Origin of the sequence: Acidovorax bellezanensis (genome assembly GCF_025421555.1) — a bacterium.
GTDB lineage: Bacteria > Pseudomonadota > Gammaproteobacteria > Burkholderiales > Burkholderiaceae_C > Comamonas > Comamonas bellezanensis.
Map to the genome: position 1 here is coordinate 50,640 of NZ_JAODYH010000013.1, position 20,785 is coordinate 71,424.

Here is a 20,785-nt window from a genome sequence, read left to right on the forward strand (position 1 = left end):
CCGATTTTTTCAGCAGGTGATCGCGCAGGAGAAATGAAGCGCCGCGCGCAGGCCATGAAAAAACCGACCCAGAGGGTCGGTTCGTGGCAAGGCCGTGGGCCGGTGATTTACCAGCGTGCCTTGAACTTGTCGTAAGCGTAGGTGCCGAACTGGCGATAGGCCGAAGGCGTGAGGTAGACCTTGTCGGCGAACAGGTAGGCATTCTGGCTGGCGCCGGGGAGCAGCGTCGCCGTGGTGCACAGTGCCGAGTTGATCTGGCCTGCGCCAATGCCAATGCCCGGGCCTGCGTCCACCGAAGTGCAGACCGGCGTGGTGACGTTCGTGAAGCTGTAGCCGCTGGGCGAAAAGACGAGCAGGTTGACGTAATAGGTCAGGTCCACGTACAGCGCGACATTGCCCAGGTCATTGACCCCGATCAGCAGGCTTTCGTTGAAGGCCTTGCTGGCGGCGGAGGCTACGTCGACCTTGCCTTTTTCAATCGCCCACAGCGATTTGCCCAGGTCGTAGGTGCCGGTGAACACCACATGCTTGGCGCCGGCGGTGGTCAGGCGGCGGATCTGGTCAGCGTACTGCTTGCCGAGCGTGCGGGCCGTGGCTTCGATCTGGGTGGCAGTCTGCGAGCCGTCGATCACGGACGACAGGGCGACAATCATGTCGCTGGTGCCGGCGCTGAGCAGCACCACATCGTCATTTTGCAGGGCGCTGCCCGAGGCCAGGAAGCCGTTGATCTGCGCGGCCAGCGTAGGCGTGGCGGCATTGCCGGCGGCGTCGGGCGTGGCCGCGATGCGGGCATTGCCGTAGGCGTAGTTCAGGCCGCCCTTGGACGAAGCGGTCAGCGTCTTGCCGTACTGCTGGGCCACGTAAAGGGCCCAGTTGTTGACCGTGCCGTCATTGACGGAGTAGCTGGAGCCGTTCTGGCCGACATCGATGATGGCATCGCCAAAGCCGATGAAACGGCTGGGCGTGATTGCCGAATCCGTGGTGCTTGAGCCGCAGGCCGCAAGCAGCACAGTCGATGCACAAGCGACGACCAAGGCGGTACGACGCATCCAATTTGCTGCCATGAGATTCTCCAGAAGGAATGTGGACAAGAGTTTAACGAGGCGGATTCGCGGACTTAAGCGGCCGCCGCACGCTGCAGGCGGTCACGCACGCCTTCCCACGCAGGCGTGGACGGCGGTGTTTCTATCCAGATCAGCCGAACACCCGTGGCGTCAAAATGGCGCAACGTGGCGAACAGTTCACGCGCAGCGGCATCGGCATCGTCCGGCATGCGACGCAACTGGACTTTGGCCGAAGCCATCTGCAAAGGAGTTCGAGCATACACCGCCAGATGGGCAGCGTCGGCGCCCAGCAGGTCCAGGCCGGCTTGCAGTTGCTTCGCGTCCATCAGCCGTACCTTGGCATCCGGGGCGTAATGCGCGAGCAAGGTGCCGGATGCGCGGGGCGTGTGCGCGGGCAGCTCTTCCTTTGACAGGGGGGTGATGCCGCAGGCGCGCGCGATGTCGGCGCGCGACACGGCGCCGGGCCGCAGCAGCACCGGCACGCCGCGCGTGCAGTCGATGATGGTCGACTCGATGCCGACCGCGCATTCGCCGCCGTCGAGCACCAGCAGGTCGTCGCCGAATTCGCTTTGCACATGGGCGGCCGTGGTCGGGCTCACGCGGCCGAAACGGTTGGCGCTGGGTGCGGCCACGCCCCATACAGGTGGTTGCAGTTTCGTACAAGCCTGCAACAAGGAATGTGCGACCGGATGCGCGGGGCACCGCAGTCCCACGCTGTCCTGGCCGCCCGTGGCCGCGCTCACCCGGCCTGCCAGGCGCGGCAGGATCAGCGTCAGCGGACCGGGCCAGAAAGCGTCGATCAGTTGCTGGGCAAACAGCGGCACTTCCTTGGCGAAGCGCGTGATCGCCGCTGCGTCGGCGACGTGCACGATCAGCGGGTGGTTGCTGGGCCGGCCCTTGGCGGCAAAGATGGCGGCCACGGCCGCCTCGTTGTCGGCATCGGCGGCCAGGCCGTACACGGTTTCGGTCGGCAGGCCCAGCAGTTCACCGCGTTGCAGCGCGTGCGCTGCCTGGTCGATGGCCGCGGGCAGGTTCCCGTTGAGGATCATGGCAGGCCCTTGGCTAGTACGGCGCAATGCCCAGGATGGCGGCGGCCTGCAAGGCCACGCCACGGGCTTGCTCGGGCGTGGCGGCGGTGATGTTCAAGTGGCCCATCTTGCGCGCCGGCTTGGCATCGGTCTTGCCGTAAAGGTGCAGGTGGGTGCCGGGCAGGGCCAGCACCTGGTCCCAGGCCGGAGTCCGGGGCATGCCGTCCTGGAACCACAGGTCGCCGAGCAGGTTGAGCATCACGGCGGCGCTGTGCTGGCGCGGCTGCACCAGCGGCAGGCCGGTCATGCAGCGCACCTGCAGCTCGAACTGCGAGACATCCATTGCGTTCTGGCTGTAATGGCCGCTGTTGTGCGGGCGCGGGGCGATCTCGTTGACCACCAGGCTGCCGTCGTCGAGCACGAAGAACTCCACGCACAGCACGCCCACGTAGTTCAGGCCGTGGGCCACCGACTCGGCGGCGGCCACGGCTTGAGCGGCCTGAGTTTCAGGCACGTTGCCCGCATGGACTTCGGTCACGGCCAGGATGCCGTCGCGGTGCAGATTGCGCTGCACCGGCAGGTGGACGATGGCGCCGTCGCGGCCGCGCGCCACGATGACCGAGCATTCGTGCACCAGCGGCAGCATTTTTTCGAGCACGCAGTCCACGCGGCCCATCGCGTCCCAGGCCGCAGCCAGTTCGGCGGCCGTGCGTACGCGGGCCTGTCCCTTGCCGTCGTAGCCCATGCGCGTGGTCTTCAGAATGCCGGGCAGCAAATTCGCACCCACGGCCGCGAGCTGCGCGGGCGTGGTGATTTCCGCATAGGGCGCACAGGGCACGCCGCAGCGCACAAAGTGGGCTTTCTCGGCGGCACGGTCCTGGGCAATCGCCACGGCGTCGCCCGCGGGCGAGACCGGCAGCTGGAGCGCCAGGGTGCGCAGCGCGGCCGCGGGCACGTTCTCGAACTCAGTGGTCACGGCCGCGCACAGCTGCGCCAGTTCGGCCAGGCCTTGGGGGTCTTCGTAGCCGCTGCGCACATGCGCGTGGCTGACCAGGCCAGCGGGGCTGGTCGGGTCGGCGTCGAGCACGGCCGTACGGTAGCCCATGGCCTGGGCGGCGTGCACGAACATCTGTCCGAGCTGGCCGCCGCCGAGCACGCCCAGCGTGGCGCCGGGCAAGATGGGCGCGAGGAGCTCGCTCATGGCGCCACCGGCGGCAGGGTCATTGCACGGGCCGCGGCGGTCTGCTCGGCGCGAAAAGCTTCGAGCTTGGCGCGCAGGGCCGGGTCTTCGCTGGCCAGCAAGGCCACGGCAAACAGTGCGGCATTGGCCGCACCGGCCTGACCGATGGCGAAGGTGGCCACGGGGATGCCCTTGGGCATCTGCACGATGGAGTGCAGCGAGTCCACGCCTTGCAGGTGGCGGCTGGCCACGGGAACGCCCAGCACGGGCACCACGGTTTTGGCCGCGATCATGCCCGGCAGGTGGGCTGCCCCGCCCGCGCCGGCAATGATGGCTTTGAGGCCACGGTCCGCCGCCGCCTCGGCATAGGCGAACATATCATCGGGCATACGGTGCGCCGAGACGACCTGCGCTTCATGGGCGATGCCAAATTGCTGGAGAATCTGCACTGCGTGTTGCATGGTGTCCCAGTCGCTGCTGGAGCCCATGACTACGCCGATTTGAATGGGTTTCATGTCAAGTGGGGCGGCCAAGCAGGCGCCCTCCAAAGTGGAACCCGTGATTTTACTTTTCCCTTATCCACCGGCCCGTCAAAGGGCTTCGACCCATGATCGATGTCACTATAGAAAACTTTGAAGCCGAGGTGATCACCGCCTCGATGGCTGTGCCCGTGCTGGTGGACTTCTGGGCTCCCTGGTGTGGTCCGTGCAAGACGCTGGGCCCGCTGCTGGACCAGCTGGAAGTCGCCTATGGCGGCCGTTTCAAGCTGGTCAAGGTCGACTCCGACCAGGAGCAGCAGCTGGCCGGCATGTTCGGCATCCGCTCGGTGCCGACCTGTGTGCTGATGATGGGCGGCCGGCCGGTGGACGGCTTCATGGGCGCCCAGACCGAAGGCCAGCTGCGCGAATTCCTCGACAAGCACCTGCCTTCCGAAGCCGTGCTGGCGGCCGAGTCCGAAGTCGATGCGGCGCAGCAGCTGCTCGAAGCCGGCGACACCGGTGCCGCCCTGCAGAAGCTGGCCGATGCCGTGGCCGCCGACCCGGGCAATGACGACGCGCGCTTTGACTACCTGCGTCTGCTGATCGCCACGGGCGGCTTCGAAGAAGCCGAAGCCCTGCTGCGCGATCCGCTCAAGCGCATTCCGCTGGCGCTGCGCTTTGATGCGCTGTCGCGCTGGCTCGACGCCTTGCAGTTTGTCGACACCAACGAGCGCGGCAACTGGCCGCTCGAGGATTTCGACGCGCTGATCGCCGCCAACCGCCGCGATTTCGACGCCCGCTTCGACAAGGCCCGGGTGCTGGTCGCCGAAGGCCAGTGGACCGAAGCCATGGACGAGCTGCTGGAAATCATCATGCGCGACAAGACCTGGAACCAGGACGCTGCGCGCAAGCTGTATGTGGGCGTGCTCGAGCTGCTGACCCCGGCCAAGCCCAAGGCCGACGCCGGCGTGCCCGGCAAGACGGCCGGCGGCATCGAGTTGACCGGCAAGTCGGCACAGCAGGAAGACGAAACCACGGCCATGCTCAACAGCTACCGCCGCAAGCTCAGCATGGCGCTGAATTAAAGCACCCCCTGAGCCGCTGACGCGCAACCTTCGGTGGAGGGGGACGGCAGCCTCGGTGCGGGGCGGCCCTTCCTCGCTGCCCCCTTGCTGGGGCGCGCCAGTTGCATGGGACAGCGGGCATCGCTGATTCCGCTGAATACCCCTCCAATCCGGCCTTTGCGGCCGGTTAGGTTTTGGGCGGCAAGCCGCCCAAAACCTAACTTCAAGCCGTCAAGCGATCCAGGGCTTCGCGGTACTTGGCGGCGGTCTTGGTGATCACTTCCTGGGGCAGGCGCGGCGCGGGCGCCGTCTTGTCCCAGGGCTTGCCGTTGACCTTGGCCTGTTCCAGCCAGTCGCGCACGAACTGCTTGTCGTAGCTCGGTGGGTTGGCGCCGGCGGCCAGGGCGTCGGCATAGCCTTCCACGGGCCAGTAGCGCGAGCTGTCGGGCGTCAGCACTTCGTCCATCAGCACCAGTTCGCCGTCGGTGGTCAGGCCGAACTCGAACTTGGTGTCGGCAATGATCATGCCCTTGGTCAGCGCAATCGCCGCGGCTTCCTTGTAGATCTGGATGCTCAGGTCGCGAATGCGGGTGGCCAGTTCTACACCGACCATCTCTACCGTGCGCTCGAACGTGATGTTCTCGTCGTGGTCACCCATTTCGGCCTTGGCCGCGGGCGTGTAGATGGGCTCGGGCAGCTTGGCGGCATTGGTCAGGCCGGCGGGCAGCGGCACGCCGCAGACCGACTGGCTTGCCTGGTATTCCTGCCAGCCGCTGCCGGCCAGGTAGCCGCGCACCACGGCTTCGACCAGGATGGGCTTGAGGCGCTTGACCAGCATGGAGCGGCCCTGGACCTGGGGGATTTCAGCCGGCGTGACCACGCTTTCGGGCACGTCGCCTGTCAGGTGGTTGGGGCAGATGTGGCCGAGCTTGTCGAACCAGAACAAGGCCATTTGCGTAAGCAGCACGCCTTTGCCGGGAATGGGCTCGCCCATGATCACGTCGAAGGCCGACAGGCGGTCGCTGGCCACCATCAGGATGCGGTCATCGCCCACGGCGTAGTTGTCACGCACCTTGCCACGCGCCAGCAGGGGCAGCGAAGTCAGGGCGGAAGTGTGCAGGGCGGAAGGGCTGGGCTGGTTCATGGGTACGAATGGTTGCGATCAAGGCCTGGGCAGGGTGCGGGACCCTTTCCCGGCAGGATTCTAAGGCCCGGGCCGGGACTGGGGCTCCGCAGGCGGCAAGCCGGGCCCAGGACGGGCGCCAGGTGGGGCCAGGCCCTTGGATGTCGGGGCCGGGCAGGTTGCATCAACTCCAACGATTGTGCGTGGTTTTCGGGCGCTTGGGAAAAGCCCCCGTAAAGCCTACTGCGGCATGGCGTTATCGCATTGCAATTGGTCGAGGTCGGGCGCATAGTGAATTCAAGCGACGAATGCGCATTCAAGCTTGCAAGCCCTACCGGTTGACTGTGTTGCCGGCAGGGGCTTTCTTTACCTTGGGCACTGGAGGCTTACGTATGAACCTGATTATCAGTGGACACCATCTGGAGGTGACCCCGGCATTGCGCAGCTATGTGATGAGCAAGCTCGAAAGGATTCTTAGGCATTTCGATCAAGTAGTGGACGTAAAGGTCTTGCTGACCGTGGAGAACCAGAAGGAAAAGGAAAAACGCCAGCGGGCTGAATGTACGGTACGGGTCAAGGGCAGCGACCTGTTTGCGCAAAGCGCGCATTTCGATCTGTACGCTGCCGTGGATGCTCTCGTGGACAAGTTGGACCGCAAGGTCGTGGAGCACAAGACGCGCTTGCAATCCGGGCGGTTTGATACTCCCAAGCGCGACGCAATGGTGCTGGCAGACGCTTGAGACGCCGTGCCCATTGCAACGATGGCGAGATATAGACGCCATCTGACAGCAAAAGCCGCCAGCAGGCGGCTTTTTCACATGCCTCGGGTATTCCCGGCACTGGCTGAGCGGAGGGTGCATAATTCCTTCCTAACATCATGAATCGTCTAGCCTCCATCCTGCCTGCCGCTCAAGTCCTTGTGAGCGTCGACGCCACCAGCAAGAAACGCGCTTTCGAAGAAGCCGGGCTGTTGTTCGAAAGCTTGCACGGCTTGTCGCGTGCGTTGATCACCGACAGCCTGTTTGCGCGCGAGCGCCTGGGCTCGACCGGTCTGGGCCATGGCGTGGCCATTCCCCATGGCCGTATCAAGGGATTGAAGTCGCCGATGGCGGCTGTGTTCCAGCTTGCCCGTCCCATCGGTTTCGATGCGCCCGACGAGCAGCCCGTGGGTTTGCTCATCTTCTTGCTGGTGCCTGAAGCGGCCACGCAAAAGCATCTGGAAATCCTGTCCGAGATCGCCGAGCTGCTCAGCGACACCGGCCTGCGTGAAAAAATCAAGGCCTGCGACAACGCCGAAATGCTGCACGGCATGCTGGCCCATTGGCACTCCGCGGCGGCGCCGCTGCCCTGAGCCGGGTTATCCATGCGCCCCAACGCGATTAGCGCCGACCTGCTGTTCCAGGCTTTTCGTGCGTCCCTGCGCTGGGAATGGCTGGCCGGCCTCGGTGCCTCGGAACGGCGCTTTGATGAAATGGCCGTGCGCTCGGCGCGCTCGGGCGCCGATCTGGTCGGTTACCTCAACTACATCCATCCCTATCGCGTGCAGGTGCTGGGCGAACGCGAAATCGCCTACCTGAGCAAGTCCAGCTCCATCGATTGCCAGCGCCGCGTGGCGCGCATCGTGACGCTGGAGCCACCGGTGCTGGTGCTGGCCGACGGCCAGGTGGCGCCGCCCGAGCTGCTGTCGATGTGCGAGCAGGCGCAAATCCCGATGTTCTCGACCGCCGAAAACTCGGCCTTCGTGATCGACGTGCTGCGCGCCTACCTGTCCAAGCACTTTGCCGACCGCACCACCATGCACGGCGTGTTCATGGACATTCTGGGCATGGGCGTGCTGATCACCGGCGAGTCGGGCCTGGGCAAGAGCGAACTCGGGCTGGAGCTGATTTCGCGCGGCAACGGCCTGGTGGCCGACGATGCGGTCGATCTGTACCGCATCAACCAGGCCACCATCGAAGGCAAATGCCCGGATCTGCTGCAAAACCTGCTGGAAGTGCGCGGCATCGGTCTGCTCGACATCCGCGCCATCTTTGGCGAGACGGCCGTGCGCCGCAAGATGCGCCTCAAGCTGATCGTGCATCTGGTGCGCAAGGAAACGCTGGAGCGCGAGTACGAGCGCATGCCTTACGAGCCGCTGACCCAGGACGTGCTGGGCGTGCCCGTGCTCAAGGCCGTGATCCAGGTGGTGGCGGGGCGCAATATCGCCGTGCTGGTCGAGGCCGCAGTGCGCAACACCATCCTGCAGCTGCGGGGCATAGACACTTATCAGGAATTCATCGACCGCCACCGCCGCGCCATGGAGCAGGGCAACAGCTGAAATGGCCCCCACGCTTGCTCGCTTCGCGTAGCCGCTGCCCCCCATGGGGGCCGTCCGCCGCCTTGGGGCGGCCCGGCGACGGCGGGTGCAGCCCTTCTCGGGCGCTCTGCGGCGTTTACCGGCGCCCTCTGCGAAGCAGAAGGGCAGCAAAAAAGGCGCCCAAGGCGCCTTTTTTGTTTGCTGGTGTAACTATTTCAGCGGTGGCCTGGGGTTGCGGTCTTTGCGCAGCTGGTGCACTGGCCGTACAGCGACATGGCGTGGTCATGGATGACCCAGCCCTTGGCCTTGGCGATCTGTACCTGGCGCTTTTCGATTTCGGCGTCGTAGAACTCCTCCACCTTGCCGCAGGCCGTGCAGATGAAGTGGTCGTGGTGCTGGCCTTCGTTGAGTTCGTAGACCGCCTTGGCGCTTTCGAAGTTGCTGCGGATCAGGATGCCGGCCTGCTCAAACTGCATGAGCACGCGGTAGACCGTGGCCAGGCCGATGTCCGAGCGCTCGTCCAGCAGCACGCGGAACACATCTTCGGCCGTCATGTGGCGTTGCGTGCCTTTTTGGAAGATTTCCAGAATCTTGAGGCGTGGCAAGGTGGCCTTGAGGCCCGTGCTTTTGAGTTCGTCGATATTCGTCATGACAGGGTCTTTTTGAGTGCCTGCGATCACGTCCGCGGCGGAGGGCAATGCAGGCAACGGAAATGGCCCTCGCGCCGAGGGTGCGGGGAATGTCGAGTCCTGGAGGGACCAGCCGCTACAATGAATTCCATCATAGCCCTTATGCCATTATCCATGCATGTCCAAGTCCGTTGCAGTGCCCGTCTGGCGCTGACTGTGGTGGTCGCTGCCGTCCTGGCTGCCTGTGGCAGCTTTGACAGCGCGAGCCATTCCATCGCCAGCGCTGCCAGCGCTGTCACCCCTTACAAGGTCGAAGTGGTTCAGGGCAATTTTGTGTCCCGCGAACAGGTCGAGGCCCTGTCTCCAGGCATGAGCCGCCAGCAGGTGCGTGACATCCTGGGAACGCCGCTGCTGACCAGCGTGTTCCACGCGGATCGCTGGGAATACGTGTTCACGCTCAAACGCCCGGGCGTGACTGCCCAGACGCGCAAGCTCACCGTGTTCTTCGAGGGCGACCGATTGCTGCGCCACGAAGGCGACGAAATGCCGCTCGAAGCCGACTTTGTCGCCACCCTGGCGTCGAAAAAGGTCGGCGGCAAGGTGCCGGTGCTCGAAGCCACGTCAGAGCAGCTGTCGCGCTTCCCCGCGCCGGCGACACCTGTCACCGACAACGAACAGCCGCTGCCCGACGCTTCGTCCAAGCAGTACCCACCGCTGGAAGCGGGCGGCCGCTGAGTTTTTTTGCGCGCGCGGCGCTGGCCAGGCGCGGTGCGCGGCTTTCTTGGAATACAGGACATACATGACCGCGAATCAATCGCCTGCCGCTGCCGTTGCAGCGCGCCACCGCATCGCCGTTGCCGGCGCCTCCGGCCGCATGGGCCGCATGCTGATCGAAGCCATCCACAACAGCCCGGACTGTGTTCTGGCTGGTGCGCTGGATGTGCCCGGCAGCCCGGCCCTGGGCCTGGATGCGTCGGCTTTTCTGGGCCACGCCAGCGGCGTGACCATCACTTCCGACCTGCACCAGGGCTTGGCCGAAGCGCAGGTGCTGATCGATTTCACCCGTCCCGAAGGCACGCTGGCCCATTTGCAGGTCTGCACCGAGCTGGGTGTGAAGCTGGTGATCGGCACGACCGGTTTCAGCGATGCGCAAAAGCAGACCCTGGCCGAAGGCGCGCAAAAAGTCGCCGTGATGCTGGCGCCGAACATGAGCGTGGGCGTGAACGTCACGCTCAAGCTGCTGGAAATGGCGGCCAAGGCCTTGTCCACGGGCTATGACATTGAAATCGTCGAAGCCCACCATCGCCACAAGGTCGACGCGCCTTCGGGCACGGCGCTGAAGATGGGCGAAGTGATCGCCGAAGCCCTGGGCCGCGACCTGAACGAATGCGCGGTCTACGAGCGCTACGGCCATACCGGCGCGCGCGACCCTTCGTCCATCGGTTTTGCCACGGTGCGCGGCGGCGATATCGTCGGCGACCACACCGTGCTGTTCGCCGGCATCGGCGAGCGCATAGAAATCTCCCACAAGTCCTCGAGCCGCGAAACCTATGCCCAGGGCAGTCTGCGCGCCGTGCACTTCCTGGCCGACAAGCCGCATGGCATGTTCGACATGTTCGACGTGCTGGGCCTGCGCTGATCCAGCCCATGGACCGCTGGCTCTGGCTCCAACAAGGCGACCTGGTCACTCAGGCCACGGCCTTGCTGTTGCTGGCCTTGTCGGTGGTCAGCTGGGTGGTCATGGCTTACAAGACCTGGCTGCTGGCACGCACCCAGCGCCAGGTGCCGCTGTGCCTGGCCGCGTTCTGGCAGGCGACCGATGTCGCCACGGCCCGCTCCCGGGTGGAGGCGCTCGATGCCTGCGGCCTGGTGCTGCCCATGGTGCAGGCGCTGGAGGCGCATAGAGCGTCGTCAAAGACGGCTTCCGGCGGCAGTTCCGCCCCATTGGCCCAGCAGGGCGCCGCCTCGGCACGGCTCACGCGCGGCCTGCGTGAAGCCTTGCAGGCCGCGAGCGAGCCCTTGCAGTGGGGCCAGGTGCTGCTGGCCACGGTGGCCACGATTGCGCCCTTCGTGGGCCTGCTGGGTACGGTCTGGGGCATTCACCATGCGCTGTCCATGCTGGCCGGCAGCCAGAACATTGGTATTGATCAACTGGCCGCGCCGGTCGGCGAAGCGCTGGTGATGACGGCCGCGGGCCTGGCCGTGGCCATTCCGGCCGTGCTGGGCTACAACCTGCTGGGCCGCAGTGCCAGCCGCATCGAAGCCGACCTCGAAGGCTTTGCCCACGATGTACAGGCCGTCTTCGGCGCTGCGACCGAACCGGCCGCGGCTCCCCGGGCCTGAATCCTGCCGCCGCACCATGGCATTCGGCCGCTTCGACCACAGCACCACGCCACGGCCTGAGCCGCTGGGCGGCATCAATGTCACCCCGCTGGTCGATGTGATGCTGGTGCTGGTGGTGATTTTCATTCTGGCCGCGCCCGTGCTCGCGGCCTCGTTGCGTGTGCGCCTGCCCCAGGCCCAGGGGACGGCACCGGCCACTCCTGCCACTCCTGAACAGGCCCTGGCGCTTACAGTCGACGCCCAGGGCGATCTGTGGGTCGACGGCGCCGCGCTGGACGAGGTCCAGTTGCGCGAGCGCCTGGCGGCCCTGGCCGCCGCTCACCCGCAGGCCGAACTGCAACTGCGCGCGGATGCCGCCGTGCCCTATGGGCGGGTGGTGGCCGTGATGGGCTGGGCCCATGCGGCCGGCCTGGAACGCATCGGCTTCGTGGCCGAGCCGGCCGCGCCGGCCCGCTGATCAAGCCATCAGTCGCCGCGGTGGGCCGCCCCCGTGGCCAGCGGCCGCAGTCCCGACAGCACATCGCTGCCCGAAGGGCGCTGGTACAGGCGCAGGCCGAACTCCGGCAGCACGCCCATCAGGTGGTCGAAAATGCTGCCCTGGATGTTCTCGTACTCGACCCAGACCGAAGTGGAGGTGTAGCAGTACAGCTCCAGCGGCACGCCTTCGGTGGTCGGCTCCAGCGTGCGCGCCAGCAGGTAGGTGTCCTGCTGTATGCCCGGATGGACCCGCAGATAGGCATAGGCGTAGGCGCGCAGCAGCTCCAGATTGGTCAGCTGCAGCGGCTGGAAGGGCGCGGCCTGCGCGAACGCCGAGGCGGGCAGGGCCGCGGTCTGGGCGCGCTTGTCGGCCAGATAGTCCTGCAGCAGCGCCACTTTCGACAACTCCTGCAACTGCGCATCGCTCAGCACCTGGATGGTGTCGGCGTCGATGCGCAGCGCGCGGCGGATGCGGCGCACGCCCGACAGCGACATGCCACGCCAGTTCTTGAAGCTGTCGCTCATCAGCTTCCAGGTGGGAATGGTGGTGATGGTCTTGTCCCAGTTCTGCACCTTGACGATGTTGAGCGCGATGTCGATCACAAAGCCGTCGGCGCCGACCTGGGGCATTTCCACCCAGTCGCCGACCCGGATCATGTCGTTCGAGCCCAGCTGCACGCCGGCGGTGAACGACAAGATGGTGTCCTTGAAGACCAGCATCAGCACGGCCGACAGCGCGCCCAGGCCCGACAGCAGCAGCAGGGGCGAGCGGTCCAGCATCGTGGCCATGACCAGTACGGAGGCGACCAGCACCGCCAGCAGCTTGCCCAACTGCACATAGCTCTTGATCGAATGCGTCGAGTTCTTGATCCGTTCCTTGCGGTCGTGGGTCTCGTTCATCGCATCGAGCAGCGCGTTGAACGTGCGCAGCACCAGCACGATGCTCACCGCGACCGCCAGGTTCAGCAGCAGACCATGCAGCCGCGCCGGCAGGTGGGGCACATCGGCCATGCCGATCTGCACGACCAGCCACGGCACGGTCTGCGTGAGCCGCCGCAGCACCTTGTCGTGCAGCAGGATGTCCGCCCAGTTCGCGGCCAGGCCCAGGCGCACCCGGCGCACCACGCGCTGCAGGAGAAACTGCGCCAGATAACGGCTCGCGACGGCCAGCAGTGCCAGCAGGACCAGACCCATGACGGATTGCATCCATGGGTCCAGTTCGGAAATCAATGACCAAGGCACCAGAAGAGACTCCTCAAGAAGGCGGGAAAAGACGGGGTGAGACCGAAGGCCGCGCAACAAGTTCCATGCGTCGGCCGGACGGATTGCACAGCATAGGCAAGCGCGGCAAAAGCCGGTGAAGCGCGCGTTCAAGACCCTTTTGCCGGCTGCAGCGCAGAGGGACATAGCCAGCCGCGATGGTGCGGTGTGGCGTCCAGCCTAAAATCCCGGTTGACCTTGGCTTTCACCGGCGACCTGCTGCCGGATCCCGCTCTCCATCATGCAAGACAAATACAACCACATCGAGCTCGAGCGCGCGGCGCATGAGCACTGGGCCGCCCGTGACGCTTACCGTGTCACCGAAGACAGCAGCAAGAAGAAGTTCTACGCCTGCTCCATGCTGCCCTACCCCAGCGGCAAGCTGCACATGGGCCATGTGCGCAACTACACCATCAACGACATGCTGGCGCGCCAGCTGCGCATGAAGGGCTTCAACGTCCTGATGCCCATGGGCTGGGACGCGTTCGGCCTGCCCGCGGAAAACGCGGCCTTGAAGAACAAGGTGCCGCCGGCCCAGTGGACCTACGACAACATCGCTTACATGAAGAAGCAGATGCAGTCCATGGGCCTGGCCATCGACTGGAGCCGCGAGATCTCGACCTGCGACCCGGCCTACTACCGCTGGAACCAGTGGCTGTTCCTGAAGATGCTGGACAAGGGCATTGCCTACCGCAAGACCCAGGTCGTGAACTGGGACCCGGTCGACCAGACCGTGCTGGCCAACGAGCAGGTCATCGACGGCCGCGGCTGGCGTACCGGCGCGCTGGTGGAAAAGCGCGAGATCCCGGGCTACTACCTGAAGATCACGGATTACGCCCAGGAGCTGCTGGACCACGTTCAGGTCGGCAACGACAAGGCCACGCTGACCGGCTGGCCCGACAAGGTGCGCCTGATGCAGGAAAACTGGATCGGCAAGTCCAGCGGCGTGCGCTTTGCGTTCACGCACGACATCCGCGACGCCCAAGGCACGCTGATCCAGGACGGCAAGATGTACGTGTTCACCACGCGTGCCGACACCGTCATGGGCGTGACCTTCTGCGCGGTCGCTCCCGAGCACCCGCTGGCCATGCACGCCGCCGCCAGCAATCCCGCGCTCGCGGCCTTCATTGAAGAATGCAAGAAGGGCGGCACCACCGAAGCCGAACTCGCCGTCAAGGAAAAAGAGGGCATGCCCACGGGCCTGTTCGTCACCCACCCGCTGACGGGCCAGCAGGTCGCGGTCTGGGTCGGCAACTACGTGCTGATGGGCTACGGCGACGGCGCCGTGATGGGCGTGCCCGCCCATGACGAGCGCGACTTCGCTTTCGCCCAGAAGTACGACCTGCCGATTCGCCAGGTCGTGGCTGCCGAAGGCGAGAGCTTCTCGACCGAAGCCTGGGCCGACTGGTACGGCGACAAGCAAAAGGCCGTTTGCGTCAATTCCGGCGTGCTCGACGGCCTGAGCTGCGCGCAGGCCGTGGACAAGGTGGCCGAACTGGTCGCCGCCCTGGGCCTGGGCGAGAAGAAAACCACCTGGCGCCTGCGCGACTGGGGTGTGAGCCGCCAGCGCTACTGGGGCACGCCCATCCCCATCATCCATTGCGTCGATTGCGGTGCCCAGCCGGTGCCGGAAAAAGACCTGCCCGTGGTCTTGCCGCAAGACCTGGTGCCCGATGGTTCGGGCAATCCGCTGGTCAAGAGTGAAGTCTTCCACGCCGGCGTGGTCTGCCCCTGCTGCGGAAAGAGCGCACGCCGCGAGACCGACACCATGGACACCTTCGTGGACAGCTCCTGGTACTTCATGCGCTATTGCGACGCCCAGAACGCCGAGCAGATGGTCGGCGCAGGCACGGACTACTGGATGCGTGACCCGCAAGGCGCCCATGGCGGCAGCGGCATGGACCAGTACATCGGCGGCATCGAACATGCGATCCTGCACCTGCTGTACGCACGTTTCTGGACCAAGGTCATGCGCGACCTGGGCCTGGTCAAGTTCGACGAGCCGTTCTCGCAGCTGCTGACCCAGGGCATGGTGCTCAACCACATCTACAGCCGCCGCACGGCCAAGGGCGCGAAGGAATACTTCTGGCCCAAGGACGTGGAGCATGTGCTCGACGAGACCGGCAAGATCGTGGGCGCCAAGCTCAAGGTCGAGGTCGAAAGCGCCGACGGCCTGTTGCCCGTGGACACGGTCATCGACTACGAGGGCGTGGGCACCATGTCCAAGTCCAAGAACAACGGCATCGATCCGCAGGAGCTGATCGGCAAGTACGGCGCCGACACGGCCCGCCTGTATACCATGTTCACGGCGCCGCCCGAAGCCACGCTGGAGTGGAACGACGCGGCCGTCGAAGGCAGCTACCGCTTCCTGCGCCGGGTCTACAACTACGGCTTCAAGCTGCTGGGCAGCGACTACGCGGCCGCCGACGCGGTGAGCGCCAGCGCCGGTGACCTGCAAGGCGTGGCCTTCGGCAAGGACGCCAAGGCCTTGCGCCTGGAAATCCACAGCGTGCTCAAGCAGGTGGACTACGACTACCAGCGCATGCAGTACAACACCGTGGTCTCGGGCGCGATGAAGATGATCAACGCGCTGGAAAGCTTCAAGGGCACGGATACGCCCGAAGGCCAGATCGCGGCCATCGAAGGCTTTGGCATCCTGCTGCGCTGCCTGTACCCGGCCACGCCCCACGTCACCCATGCGCTGTGGAGCAGCCTGGGCTACAGCCAGCACCTGGGTGAACTGCTGGATGCGCCCTGGCCGCAGGTCGATGCCGCAGCCCTGGTGCAGGACGAGATCGAGCTGATGCTGCAGGTCAACGGCAAGCTGCGCGGCTCCATCCTGGTGTCCGCCACGGCGGACAAGGCCGAAATCGAGCGCCTGGCCCTGGCCAGCGACGCTTTCCTGAAACAGGCCGCGGGTGCTGCTCCCAAAAAAGTGGTGGTGGTGCCGGGCCGACTCGTGAACGTGGTGATCTGACATGCGCAAACGCACGCTGCTCTCTCTGGTGTCCGTGGTGCCAATGCTGGCGGCGTGCGGGTTCCGCCTGCGCGGCGTGCCCGAGTTCGCATTCCGCTCGCTGTTCGTCCAGGCCCCGCGTGGCTCGATGCTGGCACGCGAGCTCGAGCGCACGCTGGCCTCGTCGACGGACGCGCTCAAAGTGCTGCGCGACCCCAGTTCGCCCGATTCCGCCGAAGTCATCTTCGTGCTGTTGAGCGAGAACCGGGAACGTGTGGTCGTGGGCCTCAACGCTTCGGGCCAGGTGCGCGAACTGCAACTGCGCCTGCGCGTGCATTTCCTGCTGCGCAAGCCCAACGGCGACGAAATCATTCCCGATACCGAACTGCTGCAGCAGCGCGACATCAGCTACAACGAAACCATCGCCCTGTCCAAGGAGGCGGAAGAGCAAATGCTCTACCGCAACATGCAGACCGATGTGGTGCAGCAGCTGCTGCGCCGACTGGCTGCCGTGAAGACGCTGTGACGCGCCCATGCAGCTTGCTCTGAATCAGCTCAACGCCCATCTGGGCAAAGGCCTGCGCGCGCTCTACACCTTGCACGGCGACGAGCCGCTGCAGCAGCAGGAGGCGGCCGACGCCATCCGTGCCGCGGCGCGTGCCGCGGGTTATTCCGAGCGCAGCAGCCATACCGTCGCCGGCGCGCACTTCGACTGGAGTGCGGTGCTCGCGGCCGGCGGTTCGCTGTCGCTGTTTGCCGACAAGCAAATCCTCGAAGTCCGCATTCCTTCGGGCAAGCCCGGCAAGGACGGCAGCCTGGCGCTGCAGCAGTTGGCCGAAGCCGCGCAAGGCAACGACAGCACGCTGACCCTGGTGATGCTGCCGCGCCTGGACAAGGCCACCAAGAGCGGGGCCTGGTTTGCCGCGCTCGAAGCCCATGGCGTCACGCTGCAGATCGAGCCCATCGAGCGCACGGCCCTGCCGTCCTGGATCGCCCAGCGGCTGGGCGCCCAGGGCCAGCGCGTGGCCGCGGGCGAGGAAGGCCAGCGTACGCTGCAGTTCTTCGCTGACCGGGTCGAAGGCAATCTGCTGGCCGCGCACCAGGAAATCCAGAAACTGGCCCTGCTGTACCCGCCCGGCGAGCTGCAAAGCGCGCAGATCGAGCAGGCGGTGCTGAATGTGGCGCGTTACGACGTGTTCAAGCTGTCGGAAGCCGTGCTGTCCGGCCAGCTCGCGCGCGTGCAGCGCATGCTCGACGGCCTGCAGGCCGAAGGCGTGGCCGAAGTGCTGGTGCATTGGGCACTGGCCGAAGACATTCGCTCCCTCAAGCGCGTCAAGGACGCGATCGCTGGCGGCCGCCCCCTGCCCATGGCCTTGCGCGAGCAACGCATCTGGGGCGTGAAAGAGCGGCTGTTCGAGCGCGTCGTGCCCCGCCTGAGCGACCAGGCCGCAGCCCAGCTATTGCAGTCCGCGCACACCGTGGACGGCATCGTCAAGGGCCTCAAGGCCCCCGGCTGGCCCCAGGACGGCTGGCAAGCCTTGCGCCGCCTGGCCTTTGAAGTCGTTCAATCATTCAAAGCGTAGACCTATAGCGTTCGCATCGTCAGCGACGCATAACACTGGCGCGGCCCAACAGGGGGCAGCGAGGAAGCGACGAAGTCGCTCAGGGGGTGAGTTCCAACGTCTCTTGGGCCTTGTCCGCCCAGCCCTGCAAATGGGCCAGCAGATCGGATTGGCTGAACGAGCAGCTTTCCTCGGTGAACAGGGCGCTGGCTTCGATCCGGTCGAGCAGGTCCATCAGCACCGTGGAATAGCGCGGCGGCAGGCTGGCCAGCAGATGGCTGGACGCGCGGGCCTGGGCGCTGAGTTCCTCGACCGTGATTTTCTCGGCCGCCAGCTGCTGCAAGCCTTGCTGCAGCGCATGCAGTTCAAACAGTGCGGTGTTGACGGTCATGTCTTCTCTCCAGAGGGTGTAGGTGGTCGGGGCGGGCGGCATGGGCCGGCCATGGTGACATTGTGCCAAGCGCTCGGCGCATGGGGAAGTGAGGCTTCTGCGCCACCAGACGCTGTGCGGGCCGCAACTCGGTCAAAATCGCGGCATGAACGCGCTCAATATCGTGGAATACACACACACCCTTGGTGCCCAGGCCAAAGCTGCCTCGGCAAAGATGGCCCGCGCCTCGGCGGCCACCAAAAGCCGCGCCCTGCTGGCGCTGGCACGGCTGCTGCGCGAAAACACCGCGGCCCTGCAGGCCGACAACGCGCTGGACCTGGCGCCGGCCGAGGCCAACGGCCTGTCGGCCCCCATGGTCGACCGCCTGCGTTTGACCCCCAAGGTGCTCGAAACCTGCGCCCAGGGCTGCGAGCAGCTCGCGGCCATGTCCGATGTGATCGGCGAAATCGTCGGCATGAAGCAGCAGCCCAGCGGCATCCGCGTGGGCCAGATGCGCGTGCCCATCGGCGTTTTCGGCATGATTTACGAAAGCCGTCCCAACGTCACCATCGAGGCCGCGAGCCTGTCGATCAAGAGCGGCAACGCCTGCATTCTGCGCGGCGGCTCGGAAGCCATCGCTTCGAACAAGGCGCTGGCCCGGCTGGTGCAGCAGGCCCTGGCCGAAGCCGGCCTGCCAGAGCACGCGGTGCAACTGGTGCAGACCACTGACCGCGAAGTCGTGGGCCAGCTCATCGCCATGCCCGAATATGTCGACGTGATCATTCCGCGCGGCGGCAAGGGCCTGATCGAGCGCATCAGCCGCGACGCCAAGGTGCCCGTGATCAAGCACCTGGACGGCAACTGCCACACCTACGTCGACGACCCTTGCGACCTGGCCATGGCCGTCAAGGTGGCCGACAACGCCAAGACCAGCAAGTACAGCCCCTGCAATGCCAGCGAAAGCCTGCTGGTGGCGCGCGGCGTGGCGGCGCAGTTCCTGCCCGCCATCGGCGCGGTGTTTGCCGCCAAGGGCGTGGAAATGCGCGGCTGCCCCGAATCCCTGGCCTTGCTGCAGACCGTGCCCGGCGCCCAGCTGGTGCCGGCGACCGAGCAGGACTGGAGCGAGGAATACCTCGCGGCCATCATCAGCATCAAGGTGGTGGCGGACGTGGCCGAGGCGATTGCGCACATCAACCGCTACTCCAGCGGCCACACCGAAGCCATTCTCACCACCGACCACCGCCATGCACAGCAATTCCTGCGCGAAGTCGACTCGGCCAGCGTGATGGTCAACACCAGCACCCGCTTCGCCGACGGCTTCGAGTACGGCCTGGGCGCCGAAATCGGCATTAGCACCGACAAGTTCCATGCGCGCGGCCCGGTGGGCATCGAAGGCCTGACCTCGCTCAAGTACGTCGTGCTGGGCGAAGGCGAGATCCGCATCTGACGGCTCCCCGCGTCCTGCATCACCTGCGAATTCCATGAAAATCATCATTCTGGGTGCGGGGCGCGTGGGTTACAGCGTGGCCGAAAGCCTGGTGTCCGAGCGCAATGACATCACCGTCATCGACACCGACAGCCGCCGGCTGCGCGAGCTGGAAACGCGCTTCGATTTGCGCGGCGTGCTGGGCAACGGCACCGATCCGGCCGTGTTGGCCGAAGCCGGCGCGCGCGACACCGATCTGCTGATCGCCTGCGCCGCGCTGGATGAAACCAATCTGGTGTGCTGCAAGGTGGCGCACATGATGTTCAACGTGCCGACCCGGATTGCGCGCGTGCGCTCTTCGGAGTTCGAGCCCGACTCGCCCCTGCTGGGCAAGGACGGCTTTGCGGTGGACCGCATCATCTGTCCGGAAGAGTCGCTGACCCGCTATATCCGCAAGCTCATCGACTACCCCGAATCGCTGCAGGTGCGCGAGTTCGCCGGCGGCCGGGCCTGCCTGGCTTCCGCGCGCGCACGCGCCGGCGCTCCGGCCGTGGGCCTGCGCATCGGCGAGCTGCGCGACAGCATGCCGGAGCTGGCCATGCGCCTGGTCGCGATCTACCGGCGGTTTGCCGAGGAGCCCGACCGTTTTGTGCGCTGTGACGGCATGACGCTGATCGAGCCCGGAGACGAAGTCTTCGTGCTCGCGGCGCGCGCCCATCTGCCCGAAATCCTGAGCACGCTGCACCGCCCGCGCGGCCAGCAGGCCAAGCCCGTGCGCCGCATCATGATTGTGGGCGGCGGGCGTGTCGGCCAGCGTCTGGCCAGCCAGTTGGCCCAGGTGCCGGGCCAGTTCAACATCAAGATCCTCGAGGAAAACGAGCAGCGCTGCACCGAGCTGGCCTCCGTGCTGCCGAGCGACGTGCTGGTGCTGCACGGCGACTCGACCGACGAGGACCTGCTGGGTGACGAAAGCGTGGAAGAGGTCGACCTGTTCCTCGCGCTGACCGACGACGACGAGGACAACATCATGTCCTGCCTGCTGGCCAAGCGCATGGGCGCCACGCGCGTGCTGTCGCTGATCAACCGCCGCACCTATGCCGACCTGATGCACGGCACGCAGATCGACATTGCGCTGTCGCCGGCCCAGGCCATGCTCGGCGAACTGCTGGCCTATGCGCGCCGCGGCGATGTGCAGGCCGTGCACAGCCTGCGCCGGGGCGTGGCCGAAGCGCTGGAAATCGTTGCCCGCGGCGACCGCAAGAGCTCGCGCGTGGTCGGCCGCCGGGTCGAAGAACTGCGCCTGCCGTCCGAAGTGCACATCGGCCTCATCGTGCGCGGCCTGGAAGACACACCGCCCGATCCCGACGCACCGCCCAGGGCGCCCGTGGAGCCGCAGGTCATCATTCCCCGCAGCAACACGGTGATTGAAAGCAACGACCATGTGGTGTTCTTTCTGCCGAACAAGCGCCTGGTGCGCGACGTGGAAAAGCTGTTCCGCGTGAGCGCCACCTTCTTCTGACAGCGCCCC

General features: G+C 65.7%; 21 protein-coding genes. 13 read left to right on the plus strand and 8 right to left on the minus strand.

What is annotated here, in order from left to right; all coding sequences use genetic code 11:
- Nucleotides 1-107: 107 nt before the first annotated feature.
- Genes N0K08_RS19800 through purE form a run of 4 tightly spaced genes read right to left on the minus strand, consistent with a single transcriptional unit; the run spans nt 108 to nt 3,787 of the window.
- Complete coding sequence (locus tag N0K08_RS19800; RefSeq protein ID WP_261502127.1) at nt 108-1,064, minus strand: SGNH/GDSL hydrolase family protein; 957 nt, start codon at nt 1,062-1,064, stop codon at nt 108-110.
- 53 nt (nt 1,065-1,117) lie between these two features.
- Nucleotides 1,118-2,113, minus strand: coding sequence for an L-threonylcarbamoyladenylate synthase (locus N0K08_RS19805; protein WP_261502128.1), 996 nt, complete (start codon nt 2,111-2,113; stop codon nt 1,118-1,120).
- 13 nt (nt 2,114-2,126) lie between these two features.
- On the minus strand, nt 2,127-3,293 hold the full coding sequence (locus N0K08_RS19810; RefSeq protein ID WP_261502129.1) for a 5-(carboxyamino)imidazole ribonucleotide synthase: 1,167 nt from the start codon (nt 3,291-3,293) through the stop codon (nt 2,127-2,129).
- Nucleotides 3,290-3,787, minus strand: a complete 498-nt coding sequence (purE, locus tag N0K08_RS19815) for a 5-(carboxyamino)imidazole ribonucleotide mutase (RefSeq protein ID WP_261502130.1) — start codon at nt 3,785-3,787, stop codon at nt 3,290-3,292. Before purE ends, N0K08_RS19810 begins: the two co-directional genes overlap by 4 nt.
- A gap of 92 nt (nt 3,788-3,879) precedes the next feature.
- On the opposite strand from purE, the gene N0K08_RS19820 reads away from it, so the two are divergent.
- Nucleotides 3,880-4,836 carry a tetratricopeptide repeat protein gene (locus N0K08_RS19820; RefSeq protein WP_261502131.1) on the plus strand — a complete coding sequence of 319 codons (957 nt, stop codon included), beginning with the start codon at nt 3,880-3,882 and terminating at the stop codon, nt 4,834-4,836.
- Nucleotides 4,837-5,038: 202 nt separating this feature from the next.
- Here the strand turns inward: N0K08_RS19820 and N0K08_RS19825 are convergent, their stop codons facing one another.
- Nucleotides 5,039-5,959 carry a phosphoribosylaminoimidazolesuccinocarboxamide synthase gene (locus N0K08_RS19825; RefSeq protein WP_261502132.1) on the minus strand — a complete coding sequence of 307 codons (921 nt, stop codon included), beginning with the start codon at nt 5,957-5,959 and terminating at the stop codon, nt 5,039-5,041.
- Nucleotides 5,960-6,330: 371 nt separating this feature from the next.
- Here N0K08_RS19825 and hpf point away from each other — a divergent pair, with 371 nt between their 5' ends.
- From hpf to hprK, 3 genes are all read left to right on the plus strand, one after another.
- Nucleotides 6,331-6,678, plus strand: coding sequence for a ribosome hibernation-promoting factor, HPF/YfiA family (gene hpf / locus N0K08_RS19830; protein WP_261502134.1), 348 nt, complete (start codon nt 6,331-6,333; stop codon nt 6,676-6,678).
- 137 nt (nt 6,679-6,815) lie between these two features.
- Complete coding sequence (locus N0K08_RS19835) at nt 6,816-7,289, plus strand: PTS sugar transporter subunit IIA (protein ID WP_261502135.1); 474 nt, start codon at nt 6,816-6,818, stop codon at nt 7,287-7,289.
- 12 nt (nt 7,290-7,301) lie between these two features.
- Nucleotides 7,302-8,255, plus strand: coding sequence for an HPr(Ser) kinase/phosphatase (hprK, locus tag N0K08_RS19840; protein WP_261502136.1), 954 nt, complete (start codon nt 7,302-7,304; stop codon nt 8,253-8,255).
- A gap of 194 nt (nt 8,256-8,449) precedes the next feature.
- Here hprK and fur read toward each other — a convergent pair whose 3' ends face one another.
- On the minus strand, nt 8,450-8,884 hold the full coding sequence (gene fur / locus N0K08_RS19845; RefSeq protein ID WP_261502137.1) for a ferric iron uptake transcriptional regulator: 435 nt from the start codon (nt 8,882-8,884) through the stop codon (nt 8,450-8,452).
- A gap of 153 nt (nt 8,885-9,037) precedes the next feature.
- Here fur and N0K08_RS19850 point away from each other — a divergent pair, with 153 nt between their 5' ends.
- The 4 genes from N0K08_RS19850 (at nt 9,038) to N0K08_RS19865 (ending at nt 11,663) form a co-directional block, all read left to right on the plus strand.
- On the plus strand, nt 9,038-9,598 hold the full coding sequence (locus N0K08_RS19850) for an outer membrane protein assembly factor BamE (RefSeq protein ID WP_261502138.1): 561 nt from the start codon (nt 9,038-9,040) through the stop codon (nt 9,596-9,598).
- A 64-nt stretch (nt 9,599-9,662) separates the two neighbouring features.
- Nucleotides 9,663-10,502 (plus strand): 4-hydroxy-tetrahydrodipicolinate reductase, encoded by an 840-nt coding sequence (gene dapB, locus N0K08_RS19855; RefSeq protein ID WP_261502139.1) that lies wholly within the window; start codon nt 9,663-9,665, stop codon nt 10,500-10,502.
- Between the two features lie 8 nt (nt 10,503-10,510).
- Nucleotides 10,511-11,206 (plus strand): MotA/TolQ/ExbB proton channel family protein, encoded by a 696-nt coding sequence (locus N0K08_RS19860; RefSeq protein WP_261502140.1) that lies wholly within the window; start codon nt 10,511-10,513, stop codon nt 11,204-11,206.
- Nucleotides 11,207-11,222: 16 nt separating this feature from the next.
- Nucleotides 11,223-11,663, plus strand: coding sequence for an ExbD/TolR family protein (locus tag N0K08_RS19865; RefSeq protein ID WP_261502141.1), 441 nt, complete (start codon nt 11,223-11,225; stop codon nt 11,661-11,663).
- An 8-nt stretch (nt 11,664-11,671) separates the two neighbouring features.
- Here N0K08_RS19865 and N0K08_RS19870 read toward each other — a convergent pair whose 3' ends face one another.
- Nucleotides 11,672-12,889 carry a mechanosensitive ion channel family protein gene (locus N0K08_RS19870; protein ID WP_261502142.1) on the minus strand — a complete coding sequence of 406 codons (1,218 nt, stop codon included), beginning with the start codon at nt 12,887-12,889 and terminating at the stop codon, nt 11,672-11,674.
- Between the two features lie 295 nt (nt 12,890-13,184).
- On the opposite strand from N0K08_RS19870, the gene leuS reads away from it, so the two are divergent.
- From leuS to holA, 3 genes are read left to right on the plus strand one after another with little or no spacing between them, the layout of a single operon-like run.
- A complete protein-coding gene (gene leuS / locus N0K08_RS19875; protein ID WP_261502143.1) occupies nt 13,185-15,920 on the plus strand; it encodes a leucine--tRNA ligase in 2,736 nt (911 codons plus the stop codon).
- Between the two features lies 1 nt (nt 15,921).
- Nucleotides 15,922-16,425 (plus strand): LPS-assembly lipoprotein LptE, encoded by a 504-nt coding sequence (locus tag N0K08_RS19880; RefSeq protein ID WP_261502144.1) that lies wholly within the window; start codon nt 15,922-15,924, stop codon nt 16,423-16,425.
- A 7-nt stretch (nt 16,426-16,432) separates the two neighbouring features.
- Nucleotides 16,433-17,482 carry a DNA polymerase III subunit delta gene (gene holA, locus N0K08_RS19885; protein WP_261502145.1) on the plus strand — a complete coding sequence of 350 codons (1,050 nt, stop codon included), beginning with the start codon at nt 16,433-16,435 and terminating at the stop codon, nt 17,480-17,482.
- A 79-nt stretch (nt 17,483-17,561) separates the two neighbouring features.
- On the opposite strand, the gene N0K08_RS19890 is transcribed toward holA, so the two are convergent.
- On the minus strand, nt 17,562-17,852 hold the full coding sequence (locus N0K08_RS19890) for a hypothetical protein (RefSeq protein WP_261502146.1): 291 nt from the start codon (nt 17,850-17,852) through the stop codon (nt 17,562-17,564).
- 145 nt (nt 17,853-17,997) lie between these two features.
- On the opposite strand from N0K08_RS19890, the gene N0K08_RS19895 reads away from it, so the two are divergent.
- Both N0K08_RS19895 and trkA read left to right on the plus strand, forming a co-directional pair.
- A complete protein-coding gene (locus tag N0K08_RS19895) occupies nt 17,998-19,278 on the plus strand; it encodes a glutamate-5-semialdehyde dehydrogenase (protein ID WP_261502147.1) in 1,281 nt (426 codons plus the stop codon).
- 34 nt (nt 19,279-19,312) lie between these two features.
- Nucleotides 19,313-20,776: a Trk system potassium transporter TrkA gene (gene trkA / locus N0K08_RS19900; protein ID WP_261502148.1), complete on the plus strand. Its 1,464-nt coding sequence runs from the start codon at nt 19,313-19,315 to the stop codon at nt 20,774-20,776.
- Nucleotides 20,777-20,785 lie beyond the last annotated feature (9 nt).

Coding starts and splice junctions, on each gene's coding strand:
- N0K08_RS19890 (WP_261502146.1), bottom strand. CDS start 17,852: ATGACCGTCAACACCGCACTGTTTGAACTGCATGCGCTGCAGCAAGGC.
- N0K08_RS19865 (WP_261502141.1), top strand. CDS start 11,223: ATGGCATTCGGCCGCTTCGACCACAGCACCACGCCACGGCCTGAGCCG.
- fur (WP_261502137.1), bottom strand. CDS start 8,884: ATGACGAATATCGACGAACTCAAAAGCACGGGCCTCAAGGCCACCTTG.
- N0K08_RS19880 (WP_261502144.1), top strand. CDS start 15,922: ATGCGCAAACGCACGCTGCTCTCTCTGGTGTCCGTGGTGCCAATGCTG.
- holA (WP_261502145.1), top strand. CDS start 16,433: ATGCAGCTTGCTCTGAATCAGCTCAACGCCCATCTGGGCAAAGGCCTG.
- N0K08_RS19800 (WP_261502127.1), bottom strand. CDS start 1,064: ATGGCAGCAAATTGGATGCGTCGTACCGCCTTGGTCGTCGCTTGTGCA.
- leuS (WP_261502143.1), top strand. CDS start 13,185: ATGCAAGACAAATACAACCACATCGAGCTCGAGCGCGCGGCGCATGAG.
- hpf (WP_261502134.1), top strand. CDS start 6,331: ATGAACCTGATTATCAGTGGACACCATCTGGAGGTGACCCCGGCATTG.
- dapB (WP_261502139.1), top strand. CDS start 9,663: ATGACCGCGAATCAATCGCCTGCCGCTGCCGTTGCAGCGCGCCACCGC.
- trkA (WP_261502148.1), top strand. CDS start 19,313: ATGAAAATCATCATTCTGGGTGCGGGGCGCGTGGGTTACAGCGTGGCC.
- N0K08_RS19870 (WP_261502142.1), bottom strand. CDS start 12,889: ATGCAATCCGTCATGGGTCTGGTCCTGCTGGCACTGCTGGCCGTCGCG.
- purE (WP_261502130.1), bottom strand. CDS start 3,787: ATGAAACCCATTCAAATCGGCGTAGTCATGGGCTCCAGCAGCGACTGG.
- N0K08_RS19850 (WP_261502138.1), top strand. CDS start 9,038: ATGCATGTCCAAGTCCGTTGCAGTGCCCGTCTGGCGCTGACTGTGGTG.
- N0K08_RS19835 (WP_261502135.1), top strand. CDS start 6,816: ATGAATCGTCTAGCCTCCATCCTGCCTGCCGCTCAAGTCCTTGTGAGC.
- N0K08_RS19805 (WP_261502128.1), bottom strand. CDS start 2,113: ATGATCCTCAACGGGAACCTGCCCGCGGCCATCGACCAGGCAGCGCAC.
- N0K08_RS19860 (WP_261502140.1), top strand. CDS start 10,511: ATGGACCGCTGGCTCTGGCTCCAACAAGGCGACCTGGTCACTCAGGCC.
- N0K08_RS19825 (WP_261502132.1), bottom strand. CDS start 5,959: ATGAACCAGCCCAGCCCTTCCGCCCTGCACACTTCCGCCCTGACTTCG.
- N0K08_RS19810 (WP_261502129.1), bottom strand. CDS start 3,293: ATGAGCGAGCTCCTCGCGCCCATCTTGCCCGGCGCCACGCTGGGCGTG.
- N0K08_RS19895 (WP_261502147.1), top strand. CDS start 17,998: ATGAACGCGCTCAATATCGTGGAATACACACACACCCTTGGTGCCCAG.
- N0K08_RS19820 (WP_261502131.1), top strand. CDS start 3,880: ATGATCGATGTCACTATAGAAAACTTTGAAGCCGAGGTGATCACCGCC.
- hprK (WP_261502136.1), top strand. CDS start 7,302: ATGCGCCCCAACGCGATTAGCGCCGACCTGCTGTTCCAGGCTTTTCGT.